Consider the following 20065-nt stretch of genomic DNA (forward strand, 5'->3'; position numbering starts at 1 on the left):
TCCTTTTGATAGTACTTACCTGTAGGAAAGTGATATTTATACAAAATGAAACAATTTGCTACTTGATCATTTTTCTAATAATTCATTTTTACTTTCCTTTGTAAAGTAATTATCGAAAAGAAAGTAATTGGCAGATATGAAAGAGATTGCAGAAAAACAAAAACAAAAGCAAACACATTATAATTGTGCAGAAACAATAATACCGTTACGTGATGCATTGGACGTATTCAGTGGAAAATGGAAAATACCAATTTTATTTTCGATGATGTCTGGAAATGAACGATATACTGACATTCAAAGCAGTATGCCATGTATCTCTCCAAAGGTTTTGGTAAAGGAATTAAAAGACCTTGAAGAACATAAATTAATCAAAAGGGTAATTATTGATGATTATCCAATCAAGATTTTGTACAAATTGGAACCTTATGCTCAAACCGTTATACCAATAATTGAAACCCTCAAAACTTGGGGGCAAAACCATAGAAATAAGCTATTTAGGGCAAAAGAAGAAATCATAAATTCAACTAAATGATTAAGACATTTAGTAAATCTTTAAGTAATTAAAAAGCGAAAATATTATTACGTAAGCAAAAATTCCGTAGAAAGGGCCGGCTTCAAATTTAATAATGGCAAAAGCTAAATTGAACGACTTCCAATAGGCATTTGTACAAGATTCAACATTCATTCTTCGAGTGAACTTTTGTATCAAAATCCCACCATCGGCAATACTCGAACCCTTATTGGTCTACACGAGTAAGAGCAAGAAACTCGCACTTGCTACAGGAAAATATTTTTAAAACTAATAATTGAAGAATTTATTAATACAAAAATCCCATTCGCACAATCTTGTCCGAATGGGATTTTTATAAAAAAAACGGAATATTTTATCTACTCCATTCCTCTATACTCGCTTTATTCATCTCTACATATTCTTTATTTCCGGCAGCTTCCGAAGCAGAAATAGACCATTTAGCCGTTTCGATTGCACCTTTTTTATCTCCTTGTTTAGCCTGAATCAATGATTTCAATCTCAAATAATAAAACGGAACTGACTTAGAATTTTCAACCGCTTTATCAATATAAGATCTTCCTTTGGCAATATCTCCGTTAGACTGATAATAATATTGAGCCGCAGTATAATATTCTTCAGGTGTTGGTCCAGCAAGGGTTTTATCAATACTTGCAATGGCCAATTTATTAGTAGGTACTTCAAATTTCAAAGACACATATGAATTCTCCCATGAAATATCTAAAGTTGCTGAATTAGTTGTCAAATTATTGATTGCAATAGTAAAGGTTTCTACTGGCTTAGTCAATGCTTCATCATTAACAGTAGCCTTCAAAGCCACTTTTTCCTCATCATATTCTTTAGGATTACCCCAATTATCTGTCGCGGTATAAAAAAGGATATCCCAACTTTGAACATTTGGAATAGTATATAAAGCATATTTTCCTTTCTTCAAGGTTTTCCCATTTATCACTACATCATCACTAAAAGAAATTATAGTGTTTTCATTGGCTCCGGTACGCCATAACTGACCAAATGGAACCAAATTCCCTAAAACCGATCTTCCCCTTGCAGATGGTCTGGAATATACAATTTCAACATCTGTTAAACCAACGACTTGTTTTACAACAGCATTCGGACTCATTTCAGGAATTCTAACCTGAGCTTCAACACTAAAATGAGAAACCACTAGAAATAATACAATCAATACTCTTTTCATAATTCTGGAATGTTTTTAAAAAAATCAAATTTACAATATCTGTTTTATGACAGCTGTTAATTATTGCATAATTTAGAATCCATTTCTTTTACTCTGGAATAGTCTAACTCGTCAAAATGATTCACCACATAATCTGCCAATGACAAATCCTGATTTTTAGAATGCTCACTATTGTAACCTATACACAAAATCCCTGCCGCTTTTCCTGCAATAATCCCATTGGTACTATCTTCAATAATAATACAATTTTCTTTAGGTGCGATAGATAAACTAGCAGCATGTTCAAAAATGGCCGGATGTGGTTTTGATTTTGGAAAATCCTCACCACTTACTTTATGCGTAAAATATTGATGTAAATTAAAACGATTAAATATGCGTTCTATAGTCACTTTTGAAGCAGAAGATGCTAAAATCATCTGAACTCCATTTTGATGTAAATCTTCGATTAAATTGCGAACGCCTGCCAATAATTCTAAATCTTCTTTCGTATCAAAGGCATCATTAAAAATACTGCGTTTTCTTAAAATTAAATCTTCAACATCTTGTTCTAATTGGAAGATATCTTTCAATTTTTGAAAAATATTTCGGGTTGAATTTCCCGTGAATGAAGTATATAACTCTTCACTTACTTCGATATTTAATTCTTTAAATTGTTTGTAATAGGCATAACGATGTACCGGTTCCGTGTCCACAATTACACCGTCCATGTCGAAAATTACGGTTTGTATCATTCTTTTGTTTTTAGTTTATTATTTTGTTTAAAGTTGAAAGTTTAAGCATGACTTCTAATCTCTAACTTCTAACTTCTAACTTCTAACTTCTGACTTCTGACTTCTGACTTCTGACTTCTAACTTTTAGTCTCTGCTTTCAAAAGATCACGAATTACTGTTTCAGCAGCGTGTAATCCAAATAAAGCCGGCATATAACTGTTCGTTCCGTAAAAAGATTTTTTAAAGTTGGTTCCATCGGTCATTTTCACACTCGTTTCATCTGGTTTTTCCATTGAGAAAACCGCTTTCACTCCTTTTTTCACTCCCATTTTTCGCAAACGCTTACGTACTACTTTTGCTAACGGACATACATCTGTTTTACTTATATCTTTTACCGTTACTTTTCCAGCCTGCATTTTTCCTCCTGCACCCATATTTGATATAATTTTCACTTTCTTTTTCTTGCATCCCACAATCAAATTCAATTTTGGCGTGATACTGTCAATACAGTCCAAAACATAGTCCATATCTTCAGAAACCAATTCGAATGCACGTTCAGGAGAAAGAAATTCTTTTACTCGGGTCAAATTCAATTCCGGATTAATATCCATCAAACGGTCTCCTACAATGGTTACTTTTGGTTCACCTACTGTAGAATGTAACGCAGGTAATTGTCGGTTAATATTAGTAATATCTACTACGTCACCATCTACAATAATCATATTTCCCACTCCGGCGCGGGCTAAAAATTCGGCTGCAAAAGAACCAACTCCGCCTAATCCAACTACCATCACTGTAGCATTTTGCAATTTATCTAATCCTTCTTTTTTGAATAAAAGTTCCGCTCTTTCGGTCCACTCTGCCATAATAAAATCGTTTATTTGGTAATTTGTTTGATATTTTGTTATTTTTTAAAAACAGTTTTCACATTTTCTGAAATCTGCAGTTGCAATTCTACTACTGTAATCTTTTTATATTTTGCCGCTAAGGCATAAACCTCACGTATTCCCTCTTCTACCATATCCGTTTCCAAGAAAAATCGGTTATTCGGTGTATTGACAAAAACAGTTTCCAACTCAGGATTTCGCAATAAATTTTTTCCAAACGAAAGATAAAATCCATTGTTTAGTAATTGTTTAGCCAACTGCTCTTTTTTAGAAAAGCCGTGAATTACAATGGGTGTAGTAATTTTTAAACGGTTTTTCATTTCTACCAATTCCTGAAAAGCTAAGACACAATGAATCACTACAGGCTTTTGTAATTTTTCAGCAATAAGTAATTGACGTTCCAAAACTTGCAATTGAACTTCAAAAGCGGTTTCGCTGCGTTTATCCAAACCACATTCGCCAATGGCTAAGCATTCCGGCGAAGCTGTTTTTTCTTCTAAAATTTTGAAATCACTTTCCAATCGGTCTTCGTCGATAAACAAAGGATGAATTCCGATAGAATAATTTAAAATTGACACATCAAACTCCTGAGGATATTGGTTCACCAATTCTAAAATAGCAGCATCATTAGTAAACTGATGCGTATGTAAATTGAAATACTGCATTAGTCGTGAAATTTTTTAACTCCTGCATAAATAGCCACTTTCAAATCATTTTCTAAGGGCACTCTCGGACAGGAATAATGATGACTATAAGCACAATACGGATTGTAAGAGGTATTAAAATCGATTGCAATCGTATTTCCTTTTGGGATTTTTAAATCAATATATTTCCCTCCTATGTAACTTTCTTTACCTGAAGTTGCATCAAAAAAAGGTAAAAACAAATCGTCTTTATATTTTGGATTTTTGATTAAATCAAGACTTTGGTAGACATTTAATTTACAATTCTTCTCCTCTATTACAAAATGTACTTCGCCATATTTGACATAAGCAGGTTTTCTATCGGTAGATGTTGCCATCTTAAAAGGTTTCTCTTTTGTAGTTCTGACAAATTTAGCAATAACAAAATACTTTTCGTTAACAGGGTAAAAATCCAAACCTTTAAAACTTTTAAAATCAGCTTCATCCAGCGGGCTGGTATCACGAGTAGCATATTCTTTATTTAAATCTTGCTGGTATTTTTTGGCTGCAGCCAAATCAAATTTTTCCTGAGAAACACCAAAAACACTTTGTAACAAAACGGCTAATAATAGAATATACCTCATCTTCAATTTTTTATGCAAAAATAACTTAAAAGTTAGAAAGCGACAAAGATATTTCAAATGGAAGATTGACGATTCTTGATTTAAGACGGCACTATGTTTTAAATTCAAATACAAAATATTTTAAAAATTAATATATTAGCATACTTAAGCAACTTAGCTATTGCTTTCTTTTTTAAACAAATCAACATTAATGAAAAATACCATTTCGCAAAGAGTAGCCGACTTTTTAAAAAACTTCCCGCCTTTTAATTTCTTAGATCAAATTGATATTGAAAAACTATCCGAAAAAGTTTCTATCATCTACAAAGAAAAAGGTGTTGTAATATTTGAAGAAAATGAGGAAACACATGACTGCTTTTATGTTGTCCACAAAGGAGCCGTTGAATTGCTAAAAAATCAAAAAAATGATATTTTAGACATGTGTGACGAAGGTGATATTTTTGGTTTACGACCTTTAATTGCCCATGAAAATTATAAAATGGAAGCCAGAACACATGAAGAAACCATTCTTTATGCGATTCCAATTGACATTTTCAAACCCTATGCCATAAAAAATTTAAATGTTGGAAGCTTCATTATTGAGAGTTTTGCCTCTAACACACATAATCCCTATTCTAAAAGTCATCGTGGAAAATTATACGGTAATACTTTTGATGATGAAAACAACGCCGATGATGTAATCGATACTGATAATAAAATACTCGATTTACAGCCCATAAAATATTCCAAAAAAATAATTACTTGCTCCAGAGCTGCAACTGCAAAGGAAATTGCCAAGACCATGACAAAGAAAAATGTAGGAGCCATGCTGGTAGTTGAAGATATGTTACCCATAGGAATTATTACCGACAAAGATTTAAGAAATAAAATTGTTACCGGGGATCATTCTATCAATACTACAGCCGATGTGATTATGAATTCGCCTGTAATTACCTATTCTAAAAAAATGACCATCACTCAGGCACAAATGGCAATGATGAAAAGTAATATCAGTCATTTATGTTTAACAAAAGACGGAACACCTAATACTAAAGTGGTTGGAATCTTATCCAAACACGATGTCATGGTTGCATTAGGAAACAATCCAGCCGTTTTAATCAAAGCTTTAAAAAGAGTCAAAAAGGTAAAAGAAATAAAGCCTATTCGAGCTAAAATCACGCAACTACTTCAGGGCTATATAAATCAAAATATTCCAATAACGCTAACCGCTAAAATAATTACAGAACTAAATGATGCCTGTATTCAAAGAGTTATTGAATTATCATTAGCAAAAATGAAAACACCGCCACCGGTTAAATTTTCCTGGTTAGCCTTAGGAAGTCAGGGACGCAGTGAACAATTATTGCATACTGATCAGGATAATGCTTTGATTTATGAAGATGTACCTGAGGATAGAGAAGAAAAAACCCGTAAATACTTTTTAGAATTAGCTGCAATTGTCAACAAAGGGCTTTTTGAAATTGGTTATGATTATTGTCCTGCCGAGATGATGGCTTCAAATCCAAGTTGGTGTTTAAGTTTGAATCAATGGAAACAGTTGGTACACGACTGGATTAGCAAACCCGGAAAAGACGAAGTATTACTTTCTTTTATCTTTTTTGATTACAGCTTATCCTATGGCGACAGAGACTTAACTAATCAATTATCCGATTATATTTTTGGGGATATTGAAGCTAATCCTATTTTCTATGTTCACTTAGTAAGTGGCGCTTTGCAAAGCCCTTCGCCTACAGGCTTTTTCAGACAATTTTTAGTAGAACAAGATGGCGCACATAAAGATTTCTTTGATATCAAAAGACGGGCGCTAATGCCACTGGCTGATGCTGCAAGAGTTCTAATACTTTCTCATTCGGTTAAAGGAATCAGCAATACCTATGAACGATTTGAAAAATTAGCTGAACTGGAACCACAAAATAAAGAATTGTATCTTTCTTGCTCTTATTCGTATAAAGCCTTACTAAAATTCCGTACCAAACAAGGACTTTTACATCATGATTCAGGACAATTCATCGAACTAGAAGCGTTATCAAAACTGGAAAAAGTAAAACTTAAACGAACTTTTAAAACTATCAAAGAACTTCAAGAAGTGATTTCGATGCGTTTTAATCCCGGAAAAATCGCATTATAATGACTATTAAAGAAAAAATTATTGAGTCGCTCCAAATATTAGGAATTTTAAAAGTACCTATTGAAGAGTGTTTAAATTTCCCCGTCGAATCAGCTCGATTTGTCGTTTTAGATACTGAAACTACTGGTTTTGATTATGATAAAGACCGTATTCTTTGCATAGGAGCAATCGTTTTACAAAACGGAACTATCAATGTAGAAGATAGTTTTGAACATTATATTGATCAGGAGCATTTTGATAAAACGAGTGTAGTTATTCACGGAATTATAAGGCGTGACGTATTGAATCACAAATCCGAAATTGAGGTTTTACAATTGTTTTTGGATTATTTGGGCGATTCTATCATCATAGCACATCACACCCGTTTTGATGTTACTATGATTAACAATGCCTTAGAACGAAACGGATTAGATAAACTTAAGAACAAAACCTTAGATACTGCGGTTTTATACAAAAAAACACTCATTAAATCCAATTTGCTTCAGTATAAAGATCATTATACCTTAGATGACTTAGCCGATAAATTTGATATTTCTAAAAAAGACCGTCATACCGCCATAGGAGATGCTTACATTACAGCAATTGCCTTCTTAAAAATTCTTAAAAAATTAAAAGAAAAGTACCCTAACATCATGCTTTATCATCTTTTTAAATAATAAAAAGCTCCAATTGGAGCTTTTTATTTATTCTAAGACCAGACCTATTTGTCCATCATCTTCTAATTGTATGGAAGTATCATCGGCATTTAATTCGCCTTTGACTTCTAATTCTTCAGCAACTATCTCTTCAGGAGCTTCATAAGGTAGAGATTCCAAAGCATTAACTTGTTTCAACTTATCCGTTGTCAATTGGTTTCCAAGTGCCTTAAATCCTTTTACCGCAATAAAATTCTCTACATCAATGGTCACACTTTCTTTTTGCACTCCTTTTATTTTTGGAAACACTAATTCTACTAATGGTCTATAATCGGTAGAAACTAACTCTAACTGTGAATTAGGATGTTCGGTAATAAAAATATCTTCCTTAGCTTCATTTTCGACCAAGAAACGTTTCAAATAATAACGCTCTTTTTCGCCATCATAATAAATGGCTGAAATAGGTTTTTTAGGAATCCATTTTTCCAGCACAATCATATCCTCTTCAAAGTGAGTCGTCAATTCCGGAATGATTACTTTTAATTTTCCAGATTGTTGTATAATTAAAATCTTATCACTTGGCCTGAATTCGCCTAACAATTCTCCTCTGGCATCCACATTCAAACGTTGAACGGTATCATCGTACCAAATTTTTCTTGGCAACAAAGTAGAAATACCTTTTTCTTTAATTTCGATTTTCTTAATTGGATATTTGGTAACCAAATTCCCTTTGGAAGCTCGTCCTTTAATCGCCAATTTGGCAAAATCCAGATCGAATTTTAATTTCTTAATACTGCTTATTTGACGTAACAGAATCGTAATTACCTCCGCTTCTCCATTAGGATTGCAGGTAAAATACAACACCATAGAACCTTTGGTTCCATTGGTTAAATCGTATAATTTATCTCTGGTAACACCGGAAACATTAAATCGTTTGATATAAGAAGGCCCGGATTTTCCATCGCGATACACCATATTGTAAATCGTGCGTTTGTCGCTCTTGTCAAAAACAGCTACATGGATAATATCTTTACCCACAAAAGTCTTGGCATCTACTTTAGTGACCATCATACTTCCGTCTCGCAAAAAGACAATCACATCATCAATATCCGAACAATCAGTTACGTATTCGTCTTTTTTCAAACTAGTTCCTACGAAACCTTCGGCTCTATCGACGTACAACTTGGTATTTCGCAACACAACTTTGGTCGCTTCGATATCATCAAAAATGCGTAACTCCGTTTGGCGTTCTCTGCCTTTTCCGTATTTCTCTTTTAATTTGGTAAAATAAGCTATTGCAAAATCTATGATGTGTTCCAAGTTGTATTCTACCTCCTTCATCTCGTCTTCTAATTTCGAAATAAAATCATCTGCTTTATCCGAATCGAAACGGGTAATACGAATCATTGGGATTTGAGTCAAACGCTGTAAATCCTCATCATTAATTTCTCTGACAAAGGACTTTTTGAATGGCTCAAAACGATCGTATAAATATTTATAAAGAGATTCTCTGTCAGAATACAATTTGAAATCAATATACATTTCTTCACGAATGAATATTTTTTCCAAAGTAGCAAAATGCCATTTGTTTTTTAATTCTTCCAATTGAATTTCCAACTCCTGACGCAACAAATCGACCGTTCTGTTAGTCGAAATCTTCAACATCGCTGAAACTCCAATAAATAAAGGTTTGTTGTCCTCAATCACACAACCTAAAGGCGCTACCGAAGTTTCGCAAGCGGTAAATGCAAATAACGCATCTATAGTTTTATCCGGAGAAACGCCTGGATACAAATGAATTAAAATTTCTACCTCAGCGGCCGTATTGTCTTCAATTTTCTTGATTTTGATTTTTCCTTTTTCATTGGCTTTCAAAATACTGTCAATCAATGTCGACGTATTGGTTGAAAAAGGAATTTGAGTAATCGCTAAAGTATTTTTATCAACCTGAGCAATTTTAGCACGCACACGTACACGTCCGCCACGCATTCCATCATTATAATTGGAAACGTCAGCGATACCTGCCGTCATAAAATCAGGGTATAACGTAAACGGTTTTCCCTTTAAAATTTTAATCGAAGCATCAATCAGTTCGTTAAAATTATGAGGCAATACCTTTGTAGAAAGACCTACCGCAATCCCTTCAGCACCTTGAGCAAGTAACAAAGGAAATTTTACCGGAAGATTAATTGGTTCGGCTTTTCTACCATCATAGGACATACCCCATTCAGTAATTTTAGGCGAATACAAAACTTCCAGAGCAAATTTTGACAAACGTGCTTCAATATAACGCGATGCTGCTGCACCATCACCTGTTAGAATATTCCCCCAGTTTCCCTGACAATCAATCAGTAAATCTTTTTGACCTATTTGAACCATCGCATCGGCAATACTGGCATCACCGTGCGGGTGATATTGCATAGTATGACCTACAACATTGGCAACTTTGTTGTAACGTCCGTCATCCAACTCTTTCAACGAGTGCATAATACGGCGTTGAACGGGCTTAAATCCGTCCTCAATGGCAGGAACAGCACGCTCCAAAATAACATAGGAAGCATAATCCAAAAACCAGTCTTTGTACATACCGGTAACTTTGGTAATGGTATCACTGCCATCTCCTTCTTCCTGATGCTCGTAAAAATGTTCACCTTCAAATTTAGAAGCATCTACGTTAATAATTTCATCCGCCTCTTCTCCATCTTGATTGTCATCAATAGGATTCTCTTCCGAATTATTTTCTTCGTTGTCTGGAATGATGTTATCGTCTTCTTCGTCTTTCATATTTTGATTACGAAATTAATTTTATTAAATCTTCCTTGCTCGGCAAAACCGTTTTGTACTTACTAGCAAAGATTTGTTCATTATTTTCTGGTAAAGTATATTCTACAACCAAATCACTTTTGTTTTGACACAGAACAATTCCAATTGTTTTATTTTCACCTTCAATGCGTTTTTCCCTATCGTAATAGTTCACATACATTTGCATTTGTCCTAAATCCTGATGTTTTAATTCGCCTATTTTCAAATCAATAAGTACAAAACATTTTAAAACTCGATTGTAAAAAACCAAATCTATTCTAAAATGTTTATCATCAAATGTAATTCGGTCCTGACGGGCAACAAATGTAAATCCGTGACCTAATTCTAATAAAAAATGCTCTAGTTTATTAATAATTTCAGCTTCTAATTCGGTTTCAGAATATTGATTCAATTCTGGTAACCCAAGAAATTCCAAAATATAAGGATCTTTAATAAGATCTTTAGGTTTCTCTATAATCTGACCTTGTTCTGAAAGTTTCAAAATTCCTTCTTTATCTCTGCTTAAAGCCAATCGGGCATAAAGAGCCGAGTCATATTGTCTTTTTAATTCCCGAACACTCCAATTGTATTTTTCAGATTCTATTTCGTAGAAACGTCGTTCTTTTTCATCGTCAATTCGCATTAGAAATGAATAATGAGACCAAGTCAATTTGAATATAGAAAATAATGTTTCAGAATTCAATTCCGCAGTCAGTGACTGCGTTTTTTCATTTTCAGAATTCTGCGACAATGTTGCGGAATTCTTTATCTCCAAAATCCGCGACAGTGTAGCGGATTTTGAATAAATCAAATAAAACTTTCTAATTCGTTCTAAAACATCGATAGAAAACCCTTTCCCAAACTCCTTAGTCAATTGTTGTGAAAGTCCTTTTAAGAGTTGTTTACCATATTCAGCTCTCTCTTTTCCGTTTTGTTCTTCTTCAACAATCATTCTCCCTATCTCAAAATAGGTGTAAACCATTGTTGAATTTACAGTACGTAAAACTTGTTGTCGGGCATTTTGTAAGAGCTCAACAACCTGTTGGAATAAAACTTTATTTTGAAGATTTTTTTGCAAATTTTATATTTAAAAAAATTAAGCTTCCTCCAAAGTATCTACTTCCACCTTCAGGTTTTTGATGATAAACTCTTGTCGGTCAGGCGTATTTTTACCCATGTAAAAAGACAACAATTGCTCCACCGAAGTATTTTTGTCCATCATCACCGGATCCAATCGAATATCTTCGCCTATGAAATGCTGAAACTCATTTGGAGAAATCTCTCCCAATCCTTTGAATCGGGTGATTTCCGGTTTCGGTTTTAATTTTTCTATCGCGGCTACTCTTTCTTCTTCCGAATAGCAATAAATGGTTTCTTTTTTATTTCGAACCCTAAACAAAGGCGTTTGCAAAATATACAAATGTCCTTCTTTGATCAATTCAGGGAAAAATTGCAGGAAAAATGTAATTAACAATAATCGAATGTGCATCCCATCGACATCGGCATCGGTAGCGATAACAATGTTGTTGTAACGCAGGTTTTCCATATCGTCTTCGATATCTAAAGCCGCCTGTAACAAGTTGAATTCCTCATTTTCATAAACAATTTTCTTGCTCATGCCGTACGAATTCAAAGGCTTACCGCGCAAACTAAATACTGCCTGTGTATTTACATCACGCGATTTGGTAATCGAACCCGAAGCCGAATCTCCCTCGGTAATAAACAGCGTACTTTCTAAATAACGTGGGTTTTTAATATCTGGTAAATGGACACGACAGTCACGTAATTTTTTATTGTGCAAACTCGCTTTTTTAGCTCTGTCTTTGGCTAATTTTCGAATACCCGAAAGTTCTTTTCGTTCTCTTTCTGCCTGTAAAATTTTGCGTAACAACAAATCTGCTGCCTCTGGATTTTTGTGCAGGTAATTGTCTAAATTATTTTTGACAAAATCATTAACGAATGTTCGCACCGATGGCATTCCGGGCTCTGATCCTATTTCGGTAGAACCTAATTTAGTTTTGGTTTGCGATTCAAAAACCGGTTCCATCACCTTAATACTCACCGCTCCAACAATCGATTTTCGAATATCAGAAGGTTCAAAACCTTTGTTGTAAAACTCTCTAACGGTTTTTACAATCGCTTCTCTAAAGGCAACTAAATGTGTACCTCCCTGAGTCGTATTTTGACCATTTACAAAGGAATGGTATTCTTCGCTGTATTGCGATTTACTATGGGTCATCGCAATTTCGATATCATCTCCTTTGAGATGGATGATATCGTAAACCTTATCCTCTTCAGCTATATTTTCGTTTAATAAATCCTTTAATCCGTAGTCCGAAAAGAATTTTTCTCCGTTATAAATGATTGTTAATCCGGTATTCAGATAACAATAATTTTTAAGCATTTTAACCACATACTCATTCCTGAATTTGTAGTTCTTAAAAATTGCCTCGTCAGGTGTAAAGGTTACTTTAGTACCTTTTCGCTTGGTTGTTTCAATAATATCTTCTTCCAGCACCAAATTTCCAGCCGAAAACTCCGCCGCTTTTTGCTTTTCTTCACGAACCGATTCTACACGAAAAAAAGTAGACAAGGCATTTACCGCCTTGGTACCAACTCCGTTCAAACCTACTGATTTCTTAAAAGCCAGTGAATCATATTTACCTCCGGTATTCATTTTAGAAACTACATCGACTACTTTTCCTAACGGAATTCCACGTCCGTAATCACGCACCGAAACCGTTTTATCCCTGATAGTCACTTCGATAGTTTTACCTGTCCCCATGACAAACTCATCGATACAGTTATCGATAACCTCTTTCAATAAAATATAGATACCGTCATCAGGCGAAGAACCGTCACCTAATTTCCCGATATACATTCCGGGACGCATACGAATATGCTCTTTCCAGTCTAATGACCGAATATTATCTTCGGTATATTTACTTTGATCTGACATTAAAATTTGTGGATTTTTTGCTAATATAGCATATATCACCCTATTTTAAAAGGACTGCCAATTAAAGTTATCAAAAATGATATTGACAGGGGAAATTAGACCACAGAAACTAAAGATTTTACGATTTCCATACTTTTAGACTGGTTTTCTTTTTTACTATTTGAACCACAACTTAAAGTAATTTCAGGAAACACCGCTCCCGCCATACGCTGTATCTTGTGGCGGCATAAACGCCACCGCCACAAGGATGCCGCTGCTGTCGGGGGTAATGAGGAGGATTTGTATTTTATGCATTCTCTATTTTCTTCCCAAACAAAAAACCACGAATAAAAACTATCCGTGGTTTCCCTTATTTAACAAAAATCTCTTTCAATTGTCCGATGATGTTTCCACCACCTGAAATGCTAATCTCACCTATTTTGTCGGCTATTTTTTCTACATATTCCATTTCTTTCAACTTCCATAACATTTCATTTTCCTCCATCAATTTGGCGGTATTCAATAAACTTCTGGTGGAAGCTGTTTCTTCACGTCGCATAATACTGTTAGCCTGTGCTTTTTTCTCGGCTACCAAAACCTGATTCATGATTTCTTTCATGTCTCCTGGCAAAATTACATCCCGAATTCCCGCATCAGAAACTGACAAACCTAAAGTACTGATTTTAGACGTCACATCTTCTAAAATTGCTGTAGCTATCGTATCTTTTTTACTCAACAATTCGTCCAAAGTCAAACTTCCCACAAAGGCTCTTAAAGCCAACTGCATCAACACATATAACTGTTTTTCAAAATCTTTATTATCCACCAAAGCTTTCAAAACATCTACTACTTGGTATCTCACATAAAAATTGATTCGCAATCCTGCTTTATCTTTAGTCAACAATTCCTGACCTGAAATTTCCAATTGCTGTTGCCTCATATCAGCTGTTTTTACCTCAACAGTGGTATTGTTGTTCCAAAAGTAATAAGTTCCGGCCATTACTTCTTTGATCAATTTACCATCAACAAACAACAATCCTTTTTCATAATTAAAAACCTGAAATTTGCGAGTGTACATTCGTAATTTGGCATTTTCCAATAAAGTTGTTGCAATATTTTCTGTAATGTCAACTTTTGTTACATCTACTTTTACAAATTCGTTTTTCACATAAGCCTTCCAAAAAGCGTAACGACCAGTTTGTAATACTTCTTTAAACATACCGTTTGTATAATACAACGCTATTTCGTTATCACCTACTTCCACAACTTCTAATAGGGAAGCCAATTCTTTGTTCTCTAACAAAATATTCAGTTCTATTGGAGCTACAAATGATTGTTTCATCTCAAATATTTTTAACTCTTTGTTTCCAATAATCCAGTATCTTCCTTCTTGTAATACTTTTGTTAACTTCCCGCGTTCAAACACCAAACCCACTTGGTACGCATTAATTGTAATTCTCTTTATCATAATTTCTCTTTTTATTTTTTTTCTTAATACTTAATACTTCTTTCTCATTTCTAAATAAAAAACCACTTTGTCTTTCTCCTCCGAGAAAAACGGGCGAACATTTTTGTTGTTTGTTTACGCTATTTGTTTGCGATTCTTTTTTGAAAAAGCGATGCTACAATCACTCAAACAATCAAATCGAAAAGAAAAAGTGTCTTTCAAACCCCATTCCTGTTCGCACTGGCTTTATCATGAGTGTGAAATTCAATTCTTAAACCTACATTTCACTGACAAAGACAAAGCAGTTTTTTTGGGTACATCTTTTTAAGAGTGATGCGCTCTGGAGACAACCAGCCGTCAAATCGAACCTAAATCGATTGCAGGATTCGAACCTGCGAATTTTCTATTGTTCTAACCAACTGAACTATTCCGATTGCTCGGAAGCGGGAATCGAACCCACGACCCATAGAGTGGTGACCATTTTTTGGAAAACAGCCTAAACCTCCAAATCAAGTTGCACAGCAAAGCATCATCCGCTTTCGCGAAACCTTTGCTACATTAGTGCTATACAGAAACACCCAACAGGACTTGTTTGATATTGTATTTCAACTAAACCTTTGTCACATCGAGCGCAGTCGAGATGTATAAATGGTTCTCGCCTTTTACTAGTCTTGAGCCCTTTCGAAAGATTCGATCTGACAATCACTAATTATAGACCTATTACTAACTCAAAGAACTTGTTTTATTTCCTGAACAAATATTCAAAACGAAGTGCGCAGTTATTTTGCGCAGTAAAAATTATTTTGCACTAATAAAAAAAATCAAAAATTTCTTTAGTTTGTTATCATTATTATTTGAGATATTTACTACTTTAACCAGCCATATATACAAACTATATTATCAATATCCATGAAGAAACATCTTAAATACATCGACGGAACTTCAGATAAGTTTTGGCAAATTGAAGTTGCAAAAAGTGAATTTACAGTTACTTATGGTCGAAATGGTACTGCTGGAATATCTCAAACCAAAATATTTGAAAAAGACGAAGATTGCCTAAAAACAGCAGAAAAGCTAATAGCAGAAAAAATCAAAAAAGGATATTCTGAAAATGGTGATGTTTTGATAGTTAATAAAGTGGATACCAAAAGCGGAAAATCGAACAATATAACTGCAATTTTAGAAGAATACGACACTATAATAAATCAAAAAAACAGTGCATTACTTTTACCTTTTTTAGAAAAAAACACAAAAGGGAATTTAGATCCAATCAGAAGACATATCAAAAAAAACAAGCGTTATTGGATGACATTCATTGATTTAACGAAAGAACCTGGTTATAAAAAAACAAAAGATAATAATTGGTCTTGGGGAATTCGCGGTGATGAAAAGATAAAAGAAATAATAACATTAAGTGCTATTGCAACTTTTGATAAAACAGATATTCTCTCGTTTGACGAAGCAATCAACTATTTAGAAAGAGCACATGAAGCTGTCATTTTAGAAATTTTAAATTGGACAAAACCCAAGTGGATTGAACTTTATATTCTGGATAGATTTAGAAAAAATGAGTGGCAAAATTTTGATTATAAATCACTCCGTTTCCTAGAGGATAAAAACTTTATTACTTTCAACCCTGAATTATTTGGGTTATGCTTGTCTAGATTTAATAGTTGGCATGGAAAAATAAAACCTCGAGAATTTGTAGATTTTTTAACGAATGATGAAATTGCATATAAAAGAGACATCCCACTATTATTTGAATATGAAACAAATATTCAAAATAGTACCTTTAATGAAACTCCAAATGCCAGCTACAGAGAATTCAATACTTGGAATTTGGCTTTAACCCAATTAATAGTCGAAAACAAATTAGATAAAAAAACATTACTTGAAAATGCAATCCTAATTCAAACAAAAGAATGGAATAATAATCTAAAACTCTTTTTTAGGAAGATAGTAGAAGATATAAACACAACTGTTGAAGATCTAATTCCATTTCAAGAGAACATTTTTACTTTCTTTCATAATTCCAATCCAACCATTGTCAATTATGGTGCTGATTTGATAAAGAAAATACAGAGTCATCCCAAATTTAAAACTAAAACATATCTAGAATGGGTTGAAAGCTTAATGATGCGAAACGATTGTAAGGCCGCTATTAAAAAAAGTTTAATGGTTTTGGAAAAAATAAGCAACAACAAACCAAAACTAAACAAACAAATTGCCTTAATAATCACTGATATTTATATTATTTCAGATTTAAATATTCAAGAAAAAACAACCAAACTACTTTTAAAAATTGGCAGCAAAAAAGATAACTCTCTAACTGAGAAACTAACCGCTTATGTAAGCTTCATGCAAGCAAACATTAAAATAAGTTTAAGTGAGTTTTTGAGTAAGGATGAATTGGTTATTGATGAATCTTCATTAGAACATTATCAATATAAAAATGAAAAAATAAAAGTACTTGTTGAAGAAGTTGAAATTCCGAAAGATTGGAATGAAATCCTCTTTTTAATTGGGCGTTTTATTGCTTCTAATGAAATAATTGATTCTGAAACAATAATTAATGTATTTATTTCACAAACACATTTGTTTCCTTCGGATTATACAAGTCAATTACAACCCTACTTAAAACAATTGGAGAAGACTTACTTTACAAGTATTCTAAAAACTTATATTACGAATTTATTAATCAATAAAATCCCTAATAAAGATTTTGTTTATAGAATAAACGATAAAGAATTAATTACACTGAATACTCTCAAACTTATAAAACCTCTTATTCAAAAAGCACTTCTAAAAAACCATGATGGATCAAAAATCCCTTTATTATCATTTCCTACCCACAAACCTTATTGGGTTGCACCTAAAATACTTTTAGAACGAATTATTCAATATCAAAATTCAAATGAAACTATTGATAAAGTCGATTTAAGTATTGCAATTAGCCGAATGCCAAGAGAAAATATAGATGAGGCTCTTCCATTGTTGAGTAAACTTGATACCGAAATGAATGAATTAATGTCTTTTTGTCTTGGAGTTTCAAAAGAAGTTAAAATCAGTTCTTCATCTATAATTTCTAAAGTGTTTCAAAAAGTAACAGGTTCTAATCAAGATGCTGAAAAACTAGCATTATGGGCCGTTGCCGCTAGAACCTATTATCCAAATGAAACCTTTGAAGAATTTGAAAAAACAGCACTAAATGATATTCCGTTCATTACAAAACCTTATGTTACCGAAATACATTTTAAAGAAAATTGGAACGAATGGAAAAATTATCAAACCAAAATTTTAGAACGTTCTCCTTCGTGGATGGAACTTACATATCAGCTACCCGTTGAGAAAAACGTTCCGCAAAATTTTATATATAATTTAGATTTACACCCAAAAAAAGAAAGATACAAATGGCATTCTGATTATGTACTACGTTCGGAAGACAACACCTATTATTGGAATAGTCTTATGCCTCAAAACAATCAGCCACTTTCGTACTTATTATTAGAAAAAAACTGCAAAACAGCCGAAGGAACTAATGATGAGTTAAAAGGATTTTTAAACATTGTGAACTTACCTGGATTTCAATTTGATACAACCTCATCATTGGTATTTGCCTGTTGTTTCTTTCAGGAGAAAAAAGATCTTCGTTTATTAGCTTCAGAAGTAATTATAAGTCTGGTCGAAAAGCAAAATATAGACACAAACCTTTTTACTGAAAAATTAGCTTTCCTGATTTCAAATAAATATGGTGTTCTATCACGATTTATTGACGGAATTATTAGCCTAAAAGATGTTTCTCCACTACACAACTCAGCATTATTCTTAATTTTAGAAGGAATATTCAAAAGAATAGAAATAAACGATAAATTGCCAACTAATTTTAAAAAAATGGTTGAAAATTATTTAGATATTATGGTAAAAACCAATCAAAAACCATCAATAGAAAGTATTCATTTTTTTGAAAAATATAAAGAGAACAATTCGCTAAAACCTCTAATCAAACAACTTTTAATTACATAAAATGAACGATTTACTATATAGCTATCAGAATGTTTCTACCTTAAATAAAACAAAAGGTATAAATAATTTGGTAATGGCACACCAAACAGAAATAGAAGAAATAAATAATATACCTTGCTTTTTTTGGGGTAGTTTAACCGATCCTTATTTAACCGCTAAATGTTGGACAACAATTGCCAAAGTAGTTCGTTCAAGTTTTGGACCAATCCCACCAAGTTTAAGAGACCCTATTATTACTGCGGGAGCTAAAATAATGCGTTTTGAAGGCTTTTCTTCTTGTAATGGAGTATACGTACGTTTAGATATGAAACCCGAAGCTATTGATGGTGAATTTATTGCTTCTGGCACTACTAATGTTGATTTTAATGAGCCCATGCTGAATGCTTTGAATGCTATTCAAAAAAATGAAAAAGTTACTTTAGCCGTTGGTCAACATGATGTCCATGTAATAACCTCCAAAACTAAAGTTGCTGAAAAAAAAGTAACACTCCCACCACGATGGATTAAAGGTTTAACAAGTGTTCAATTATATTTAACCGATATGGATAAAAAATTTGAACTAAATAAAATTCAAGCAATACAACTTTTTCAAAGCTTACCTAAAGGAAATATTAAAGGCGAATTCTACATAACTAAACGGGCAGGAAAATTTATGTTTTCAACCCTGGAAACTCCAGATAGCGTCCGAATTGGCGGTATTCATCGTTTACGTTTACTGGAAGGCATTTTACCTTTAGTTAATAAAATCTACATCCATGAATCATCCGACAAAGAAACTTGTGCTTTTGTCTGTGAATTTGGAAAAATGCAATTATTGATGGCATTTTCACCGGACGCATACAGAGGTTTTTCAGGTGAAGGAAAAGCACTTGAAAACATGACTGAAAATCTTCCTATAGAATGGGTTTATGGACTTAACAGCCTATTAAAATCAAATGAATCATTTGATCCTACAATGTTAGCAATTGAAAATGATATTGACTTTGGAACAATTGAAAATCTAACCGCAAGCCTATCATCAATGGGCTTATTAGGGTATGATATTGAAGAACGCAGTCATTTTTACAGACGTTTACCTTTTAAAACCGAACGGATTTTAAGTCTCAATCCTAGATTGAAAAATGCCAAAAAATTAATTGACAATGAAGATATTCAAATCATTACTAAAAGACATAATTACATTGAAGCTAATGTTAAAGGAACCGGTGTAACTCACAAAGTAATTATAAACGGAGATAATCAGCACTGTACCTGCGATTGGTTTACTACCTATCAAGGGAAAAGAGGAATATGCAAACATATTCTAGGCGTAAAAATGATTCATTAATTTAATTAGCCCATTCAAAAAAAAAACATATTTACCCTAATTTAAAAATTGGTACTATAACATAAACTGTGTAATTAAAAAATAATGGGGTTTTACGACCTCATTATTTTTTTGTTTAAATTTAAATATTACACAGTCTTATGAAAAAAGAAGATTTATTATCAGACGAATTT

The 20065-nt window shown here is 33.3% G+C and carries 14 protein-coding genes and 1 tRNA gene; 5 read left to right on the forward strand and 10 right to left on the reverse strand.

What is annotated here, in order from left to right:
- Nucleotides 1–136 precede the first annotated feature (136 nt).
- Nucleotides 137–532, forward strand: coding sequence for a winged helix-turn-helix transcriptional regulator (locus AAEO59_RS13765; RefSeq protein WP_341701329.1), 396 nt, complete (start codon nucleotides 137–139; stop codon nucleotides 530–532).
- 352 nt (nucleotides 533–884) lie between these two features.
- Here AAEO59_RS13765 and AAEO59_RS13770 read toward each other — a convergent pair whose 3' ends face one another.
- The 5 genes from AAEO59_RS13770 to AAEO59_RS13790 all read right to left on the reverse strand — a co-directional run bounded on the left by AAEO59_RS13770 (nucleotide 885) and on the right by AAEO59_RS13790 (nucleotide 4592).
- Nucleotides 885–1727, reverse strand: a complete 843-nt coding sequence (locus AAEO59_RS13770) for a DUF2911 domain-containing protein (protein ID WP_341701330.1) — start codon at nucleotides 1725–1727, stop codon at nucleotides 885–887.
- A 56-nt stretch (nucleotides 1728–1783) separates the two neighbouring features.
- Entirely contained in the window at nucleotides 1784–2458 is a 675-nt protein-coding gene (locus tag AAEO59_RS13775; RefSeq protein WP_341701331.1) for an HAD family hydrolase, read from the reverse strand.
- Between the two features lie 117 nt (nucleotides 2459–2575).
- Nucleotides 2576–3304, reverse strand: a complete 729-nt coding sequence (locus AAEO59_RS13780) for a tRNA threonylcarbamoyladenosine dehydratase (RefSeq protein WP_341701332.1) — start codon at nucleotides 3302–3304, stop codon at nucleotides 2576–2578.
- A 38-nt stretch (nucleotides 3305–3342) separates the two neighbouring features.
- The gene (locus AAEO59_RS13785) at nucleotides 3343–3990 is read right to left on the reverse strand and encodes a TatD family hydrolase (protein ID WP_341701333.1); all 648 of its coding nucleotides are present in this window, start codon (nucleotides 3988–3990) and stop codon (nucleotides 3343–3345) included.
- Nucleotides 3990–4592: a DUF1684 domain-containing protein gene (locus AAEO59_RS13790; RefSeq protein WP_341701334.1), complete on the reverse strand. Its 603-nt coding sequence runs from the start codon at nucleotides 4590–4592 to the stop codon at nucleotides 3990–3992. The genes AAEO59_RS13785 and AAEO59_RS13790 overlap by 1 nt, the downstream gene beginning before the upstream one ends.
- Before the next feature lie 190 nt (nucleotides 4593–4782).
- Here AAEO59_RS13790 and AAEO59_RS13795 point away from each other — a divergent pair, with 190 nt between their 5' ends.
- Both AAEO59_RS13795 and AAEO59_RS13800 read left to right on the forward strand, forming a co-directional pair.
- Nucleotides 4783–6720, forward strand: coding sequence for a DUF294 nucleotidyltransferase-like domain-containing protein (locus AAEO59_RS13795; protein ID WP_341701335.1), 1938 nt, complete (start codon nucleotides 4783–4785; stop codon nucleotides 6718–6720).
- Entirely contained in the window at nucleotides 6720–7376 is a 657-nt protein-coding gene (locus AAEO59_RS13800) for a 3'-5' exonuclease (protein WP_341701336.1), read from the forward strand. The genes AAEO59_RS13795 and AAEO59_RS13800 overlap by 1 nt, the downstream gene beginning before the upstream one ends.
- A gap of 27 nt (nucleotides 7377–7403) precedes the next feature.
- Here the strand turns inward: AAEO59_RS13800 and AAEO59_RS13805 are convergent, their stop codons facing one another.
- The 5 genes from AAEO59_RS13805 to AAEO59_RS13825 all read right to left on the reverse strand — a co-directional run bounded on the left by AAEO59_RS13805 (nucleotide 7404) and on the right by AAEO59_RS13825 (nucleotide 14978).
- Nucleotides 7404–10139: a DNA gyrase/topoisomerase IV subunit A gene (locus AAEO59_RS13805; RefSeq protein WP_341701337.1), complete on the reverse strand. Its 2736-nt coding sequence runs from the start codon at nucleotides 10137–10139 to the stop codon at nucleotides 7404–7406.
- A gap of 7 nt (nucleotides 10140–10146) precedes the next feature.
- Nucleotides 10147–11235 (reverse strand): PDDEXK nuclease domain-containing protein, encoded by a 1089-nt coding sequence (locus AAEO59_RS13810; RefSeq protein ID WP_341701338.1) that lies wholly within the window; start codon nucleotides 11233–11235, stop codon nucleotides 10147–10149.
- 18 nt (nucleotides 11236–11253) lie between these two features.
- Entirely contained in the window at nucleotides 11254–13116 is a 1863-nt protein-coding gene (locus AAEO59_RS13815) for a DNA topoisomerase IV subunit B (protein ID WP_341701339.1), read from the reverse strand.
- Between the two features lie 349 nt (nucleotides 13117–13465).
- Nucleotides 13466–14563 carry a slipin family protein gene (locus AAEO59_RS13820; RefSeq protein WP_341701340.1) on the reverse strand — a complete coding sequence of 366 codons (1098 nt, stop codon included), beginning with the start codon at nucleotides 14561–14563 and terminating at the stop codon, nucleotides 13466–13468.
- A 348-nt stretch (nucleotides 14564–14911) separates the two neighbouring features.
- Nucleotides 14912–14978: transfer RNA gene (locus tag AAEO59_RS13825), tRNA-Ser, on the reverse strand.
- A 473-nt stretch (nucleotides 14979–15451) separates the two neighbouring features.
- Between AAEO59_RS13825 and AAEO59_RS13830 the strand changes: the two genes are divergently transcribed.
- A complete protein-coding gene (locus AAEO59_RS13830; RefSeq protein WP_341701341.1) occupies nucleotides 15452–18565 on the forward strand; it encodes a DUF6493 family protein in 3114 nt (1037 codons plus the stop codon).
- Nucleotide 18566: 1 nt separating this feature from the next.
- Nucleotides 18567–19892, forward strand: a complete 1326-nt coding sequence (locus AAEO59_RS13835; protein WP_341701342.1) for an SWIM zinc finger family protein — start codon at nucleotides 18567–18569, stop codon at nucleotides 19890–19892.
- The last annotated feature ends 173 nt before the right edge of the window (nucleotides 19893–20065 follow it).

It is taken from the genome of Flavobacterium flavipallidum, from assembly GCF_038289905.1.
GTDB lineage: Bacteria > Bacteroidota > Bacteroidia > Flavobacteriales > Flavobacteriaceae > Flavobacterium > Flavobacterium flavipallidum.

Bases quoted from the DNA above. Each gene is read 5' to 3' on its own strand.
- AAEO59_RS13780 (WP_341701332.1), bottom strand. From the start codon at position 3,304: ATGGCAGAGTGGACCGAAAGAGCGGAACTTTTATTCAAAAAAGAAGGA.
- AAEO59_RS13805 (WP_341701337.1), bottom strand. From the start codon at position 10,139: ATGAAAGACGAAGAAGACGATAACATCATTCCAGACAACGAAGAAAAT.
- AAEO59_RS13765 (WP_341701329.1), top strand. From the start codon at position 137: ATGAAAGAGATTGCAGAAAAACAAAAACAAAAGCAAACACATTATAAT.
- AAEO59_RS13795 (WP_341701335.1), top strand. From the start codon at position 4,783: ATGAAAAATACCATTTCGCAAAGAGTAGCCGACTTTTTAAAAAACTTC.
- AAEO59_RS13830 (WP_341701341.1), top strand. From the start codon at position 15,452: ATGAAGAAACATCTTAAATACATCGACGGAACTTCAGATAAGTTTTGG.
- AAEO59_RS13815 (WP_341701339.1), bottom strand. From the start codon at position 13,116: ATGTCAGATCAAAGTAAATATACCGAAGATAATATTCGGTCATTAGAC.
- AAEO59_RS13775 (WP_341701331.1), bottom strand. From the start codon at position 2,458: ATGATACAAACCGTAATTTTCGACATGGACGGTGTAATTGTGGACACG.
- AAEO59_RS13835 (WP_341701342.1), top strand. From the start codon at position 18,567: ATGAACGATTTACTATATAGCTATCAGAATGTTTCTACCTTAAATAAA.
- AAEO59_RS13820 (WP_341701340.1), bottom strand. From the start codon at position 14,563: ATGATAAAGAGAATTACAATTAATGCGTACCAAGTGGGTTTGGTGTTT.
- AAEO59_RS13790 (WP_341701334.1), bottom strand. From the start codon at position 4,592: ATGAGGTATATTCTATTATTAGCCGTTTTGTTACAAAGTGTTTTTGGT.
- AAEO59_RS13770 (WP_341701330.1), bottom strand. From the start codon at position 1,727: ATGAAAAGAGTATTGATTGTATTATTTCTAGTGGTTTCTCATTTTAGT.
- AAEO59_RS13800 (WP_341701336.1), top strand. From the start codon at position 6,720: ATGACTATTAAAGAAAAAATTATTGAGTCGCTCCAAATATTAGGAATT.
- AAEO59_RS13785 (WP_341701333.1), bottom strand. From the start codon at position 3,990: ATGCAGTATTTCAATTTACATACGCATCAGTTTACTAATGATGCTGCT.